General features: G+C 69.4%; 6 protein-coding genes. 1 reads left to right on the forward strand and 5 read right to left on the reverse strand.

Translation table 11 applies throughout. The annotated features are described in order from the left end of the window. On the reverse strand, positions 1 to 1192 hold a 1192-nt coding region (locus VF665_RS22745; protein ID WP_331055771.1), incomplete at its 3' end, for an AMP-binding protein. 292 nt (positions 1193 to 1484) lie between these two features. Here VF665_RS22745 and VF665_RS22750 point away from each other — a divergent pair. Further along, a complete protein-coding gene (locus tag VF665_RS22750) occupies positions 1485 to 1961 on the forward strand; it encodes a hypothetical protein (protein ID WP_331055772.1) in 477 nt (158 codons plus the stop codon). Positions 1962 to 2062: 101 nt separating this feature from the next. On the opposite strand, the gene VF665_RS22755 is transcribed toward VF665_RS22750, so the two are convergent. The 4 genes from VF665_RS22755 to VF665_RS22770 form a co-directional block, all read right to left on the reverse strand. Beyond that, on the reverse strand, positions 2063 to 2725 hold the full coding sequence (locus VF665_RS22755) for a DUF1906 domain-containing protein (RefSeq protein ID WP_331055773.1): 663 nt from the start codon (positions 2723 to 2725) through the stop codon (positions 2063 to 2065). A gap of 106 nt (positions 2726 to 2831) precedes the next feature. Beyond that, positions 2832 to 3512 carry a uracil-DNA glycosylase gene (locus VF665_RS22760; protein WP_331055774.1) on the reverse strand — a complete coding sequence of 227 codons (681 nt, stop codon included), beginning with the start codon at positions 3510 to 3512 and terminating at the stop codon, positions 2832 to 2834. A gap of 418 nt (positions 3513 to 3930) precedes the next feature. Next, positions 3931 to 4521 (reverse strand): hypothetical protein, encoded by a 591-nt coding sequence (locus VF665_RS22765; protein WP_331055775.1) that lies wholly within the window; start codon positions 4519 to 4521, stop codon positions 3931 to 3933. Between the two features lie 168 nt (positions 4522 to 4689). Beyond that, the coding region (locus VF665_RS22770) for a DUF423 domain-containing protein (protein ID WP_349263165.1) at positions 4690 to 4864 on the reverse strand (175 nt) is incomplete at its 5' end.

A 4864-nucleotide genomic window follows, 5' to 3' on the forward strand; every position in this document is an offset into this window, starting at 1 on the left:
AGGTGGACGGAAGCGGAATGCCGATGCTCCCCACCTTGACGTTCTGCACCGGGTTGAAGCTCACCACCGGCGACGCCTCGGTGAGCCCGTACCCCTCCACCACCGGCGTGCCGACCACCTGCTCCCACCGCTTGGCCACCGAGCCGTGCAGCGCCATGCCCCCGGCGACGGAAAGCTTGAGCTTGGGCGGGTTCTTGACGAACCAGTCCTCGTTGGCCAGCGCGTTGAACAGCGTGTTGACGCCGCTGAACCAGGTGATCTTGTACTTCTCGAACGGCTTGCGGAGGTTCACCGGCGGCCGCGGGCTGGGGATGAGCACGTTGTGCCCGCCCAGTTGGTAGAACAGCAGCAGGTTCACCGTGAACGCAAAGATGTGGTACAGCGGCAGCGCGGTCATGATGCTGTCTTCGCCGGCCTTGAGGTAGCGGCCGTTCATCTCCAGCATCTGCGCCACGTTGGTCAGCAGGTTGCGGTGCGAGAGCATGGCTCCCTTGCTGACCCCCGTGGTGCCGCCCGTGTACTGCAGCGCGGCGATGGAGTCCGGCCCCACGCCCTCCAGGTAGCCCGCCAGGTCCACTCCGCTGGCCAGCCGCTCTCGCCCCGTCTTGAGCGCGGCCTGAAACGGCGTGTGCGGCACGGTGATGGGCGGAAGCTGCTTCTTGGAGTACTTGAGCACCGCGCGGATCAGCGCCGCCTGCAGCGTGGCGAACCACTCCGTCACCCGCACCGTCACCACCGTCTCCACCTTGGTCCTGGGCAGCACGGCGGGGAGGCGGTCCGCGAACAGGTCGCTGATCACCAGCACCCGCGCGCCCGAGTCGCTGAACTGGTGCACCATCTCCGGCGGCGTGTACAGCGGATTGGTGTTCACCGCCACGCACCCCGCCTTCATCACGCCGAACAGCACCACCGGGTAGGCGAGCGAGTTGGGCATCTGAATGGCGACGCGGTCGCCCGCCTTGAGGCCCAGCCCGCCCCGCAGGTAGGCCGCGAACTCGTCGGAATGGCGGTCCACCTGCTGAAAGGTGAGCGAGCCCGCCATTCCGTTCGGCATGCACTGCGTAAAGGCCGTGGAAGAGCCCGACGCGGCGGACTGGCGCCGCACCATGTCCGCGATGGTGCGGAAGGGGACGGGCGTGATGTCCGGCCTGGTTCCCGGCGTGTAGTGCGAAACCCACGGACGGTTGCTCATTCTGCCTCCTGGAGGGTGGAAGCGCCGGCGGTGCGCCGGGGCGGATTTGCGCTGCGGATGCCTGCGCGCCCGGGGATGCGGAAAGGCGCGATTCCCTAGCTTACACACTGGCGGCCCACCGCGCCAGACGGACGTTCGTTCAGAAACTCTGCTTCCGCCTCACGAAAACCCCTTCCGCCGCGCCTCCGGCGTGCGCCCGATCCCCCGGACGGCGCCGAACGCGGGCGTTGCCGCCGCCCCGGGCGCGATTTACCTTGCCATCTCGCCCATCCCCGCCACCCCCGACGCCCCCATGAGACTTCGCACCGGAATCCTACTCGCCGCGGCCGCGCTGCTGTGCGGCTGCCTGGGCAAGAGCACCTCCAGCCCCTCGCCGGTGACGCGGTACGAGATCGGCACGGCCCGCGAAAGCCAGTTCATGCCCGAGGTGCCGCGCCTGCTGAGCCGGCTGTCGTTCGTGGTGCAGCGGACGGACGAGACGCCCAGCCTGATACGCTGGGTAACGCAGACGCGCCGCCGGCCGGTGCTGGACGACGAGACGGGGGTGCAGGAGGCGGAACTGAACCTGGTGATCGTCGCGCGAAAGGGACGGTCGAGCCCCCGCGGCGACATCTTCAACATGGAACTGCAGGTGGAAAGCCTGGTGCGCATCCATCCGGATTCAGCGTGGACGGCCGTGCGCCCCACCCCCATGTACAACCGCTACATGGACCGCTTTGTCCAGGAGTTCCGCACCATCTTTGACACCGGCGAGCACCTGCTCCGCTGATCCGCCCCCACGGGCCCACGGATCACGAACAAGCGGCGGCATCCCGCGAGGGGTGCCGCCGCTTCTTCATCTCCGCCGGGCGGACGGAACCGGCCGCGCCATCACACCTTGAGCCACATGGGAACGCCGCCCTTGCCGTCCTGCTGAATCACGTCGGCGTCGTACGCCTGGGTGGTGATGCCGCCGATGGTGCCGTGCCCCTCGGACTGCACCATCTGCCAGCCGCGCGGGGAGGGGTTGGAGACGCCGTCCACGTTGTACGCCGCCCAGTAGTTCTTGAACTTGAGCTTGCCGTACAGCTGCTGTCCGGAAAGGCCGGGGGCGTACCCCACGTACAAGCCGGGCAGGTACCCCGCCGCGGCCACCTGGTCGTACCAGGCGTTGCAGTACGCCACCACGTCCGACGCGGCCGTGCCGTCCGCCACGCACTCCAGGTCCAGCCACACCGACACGCCCGGCGGCAGCCCGATCTGCTTCGTGAAGGCGGCCGCGTTGGCCCCGTATTCCTGGCCCAGCGCCTGGGTGGGGTTCCACCCGGGGTTGAGCACGTGCTGCACGGTCATCAGCGCCAGGCCGGCGTTCAGAATGCGCTGCGCCTCCGCGGCGGACAGGTCGGTGCTCTTCATCTCCGTCCGCCCCACGTAGCGCAGGCAGAAGGTGTATCCGGCCTGCACGAACGCCTGCGCCTGCGCGTCGCTGAGCGGGGTGTTGGCATCAAAGCCGCGCGCGCCCGGCTGCGCGGCCGCAACAGTTCCAGAAAGCATTGTAGACCCTGGCATGGAAGGGGGGAGGGATCGCGCCGGAGGAGGAACGGGCGCGGTGTGCAGGGTAGCGCGCGGTGGCGGCAAACGCAATGCGCGCGGATCGCCGTCAGTCCGCGATCATCTCCCGCGCGGCGGCGAACACGTCGTCCAGCATGGCGGGCGTAAGGCGGCCGGTAAAGGTGTTCTGCTGGCTGGGATGGTACGAGCACAGCAGCGAGGGTGCGCCCGGCACCGCCACGCGCACCCCGTGCCCGAAGCGGGGCGCGGGCTGTGGAACGGCGGCGCCCGCGTCGCGCAGCAGGCGCAGGGCCGCATCGTAAGCGAACCCGCCCAGGCACAGGATCACGCGAAGGTTCGGCAGCAGCCGCAGTTCGCGCAGCACAAAAGCGGAGCAGGCATCGCGCTCCGGCGGGAGCGGCTTGTTGTCGGGCGGGGCGCACTTGACCGCGGCGGTGACCCATGCGTCGCGCAGTTCCAGCCCGTCGCCCCGCGCGGTGGAGGTGGGCTGGGTGGCAAAGCCGGCACGGTGCATGGCGGCGTACAGAAAGTCGCCGCTGCGGTCGCCGGTGAACATGCGGCCCGTGCGGTTGGCGCCGTGCGCGGCCGGCGCCAGCCCCAGCACCAGCAGCCGCGCATGGGGATCGCCAAACGCGGGCACCGGCCGGGCCCAGTACTCCTGATCGCGGTACGACTTGCGTTTCTCCACGCCGACGCGCTCGCGCCACGCCACCAGGCGGTGGCACGCCCGGCACGCGCACACCTCGTCCATCAGCACGTGCAGCTTCATTTCAGCATCTGGATTGCGCGGGCTTGATGGAGCTGGATCCGGACCAAGTTCAAAAGATAGAAGAAGGGGTGGGCGTGCCCCTCCGCTGCGCTCCGGGTCGGGCATCGCGCGCCGTAAGGCACGATACGACTGTGCCTAACGGCGCCGAGCCCCCTCCGTTGCGGGGCAACGATACTGCTGTTGCCCCTCCACTCCGGCGTCTCGGCCCTGCGGGCGCGAATCCCTCACGCGAAAGAACGGAAGTGCTCAGTGCCAAGTGCCCAGTGCTCAGTACCGAGTGCCCAGTGCCAAGTGCCCGGCCACTCTCGTACTCTCGTACTTTCGTACTGCGGTTCCGCACTCACGCACTTCCCCCTGAACTGAAACACCCTCCCGCCGCGCGGAAGGGTGCCTCGTCGCGACCGAAAGTGCGCGGGGGCTACTGCCCGGCCCCTGACGTGCGGCCGGGGCCGGCGAGGGTGCCCGCGGTGAGAAACGCCAGCGCCTCCGGGCTCACCGACTTCACGTCCGTCGCCCAACTCTGTTCCGGCTGATCCCCGGCGAGCATCTCGGCGAGCCGCGCAATGGAGCGGTTCGCGTCCGCGGCCAGGTACGCCTCCGTGCCCATCACGGCGCGCAGGTCACCCGCCGTCCCCGCGCGAAGGGCCGGGTCCACGTTCAGGTCGCGCCCGGCCACCAGCACCAGCAGCGTGTTGCGGTGGTTCAGCACCACCTTCAGCTGATCCAGCTCGCGCAGATCTCCCGACTGGCCGTCAAAGCGCAGCCCCGACGAACCCGGGGCAAACACACGGCCCACCTCGCCGCGGCGCGGGTAGACGGCGTAGGTGCCCGTCCCCGGAAGGATCGCGAACACGGCGACCTCCGCCCGCTGGTTCACGTTCACTTCCAGCCCCCGCTCCGTCACCTGCAGTTCCGCCCGCAGCGGCACGCCGCTCTCCGGGGGCGAGTGGATGGCCGGGGCGCAGGCGGCGAGTGTGGCGGCGATGACCAGCGATGCAGGCAGGCGCATGGGTCCTCCGAAGGCGGAAAGGGGTGTGACTCCGGGCAAGGCCGACGCGGCAACCTTTGCACCGCACTTCGATCCGGAATGCATCAGCCGGCGGCGAAAGAGGTTACCGTCGCCGCAAGCGGCTGGATCTCCCCCCGGCTGTCCGCCGGGGAGGACAGTGCCGGTCCATCAGCGGGACACCACCCGCGCGCCGGCCACGGCCAGCATCACCCATCCCGCGAGAAAGCAGACGCCGCCCAGCGGGGTGATGGCGCCCAACCAGCGGATTCCGCTGAGCGCGAGCACGTACAGACTGCCGCTGAAGAGCACGATGCCCGCGGTGAACAGCCATCCGGCCGCGCTC

Origin of the sequence: Longimicrobium sp., from assembly GCF_036387355.1 — a bacterium.
Classification (GTDB): domain Bacteria; phylum Gemmatimonadota; class Gemmatimonadetes; order Longimicrobiales; family Longimicrobiaceae; genus Longimicrobium.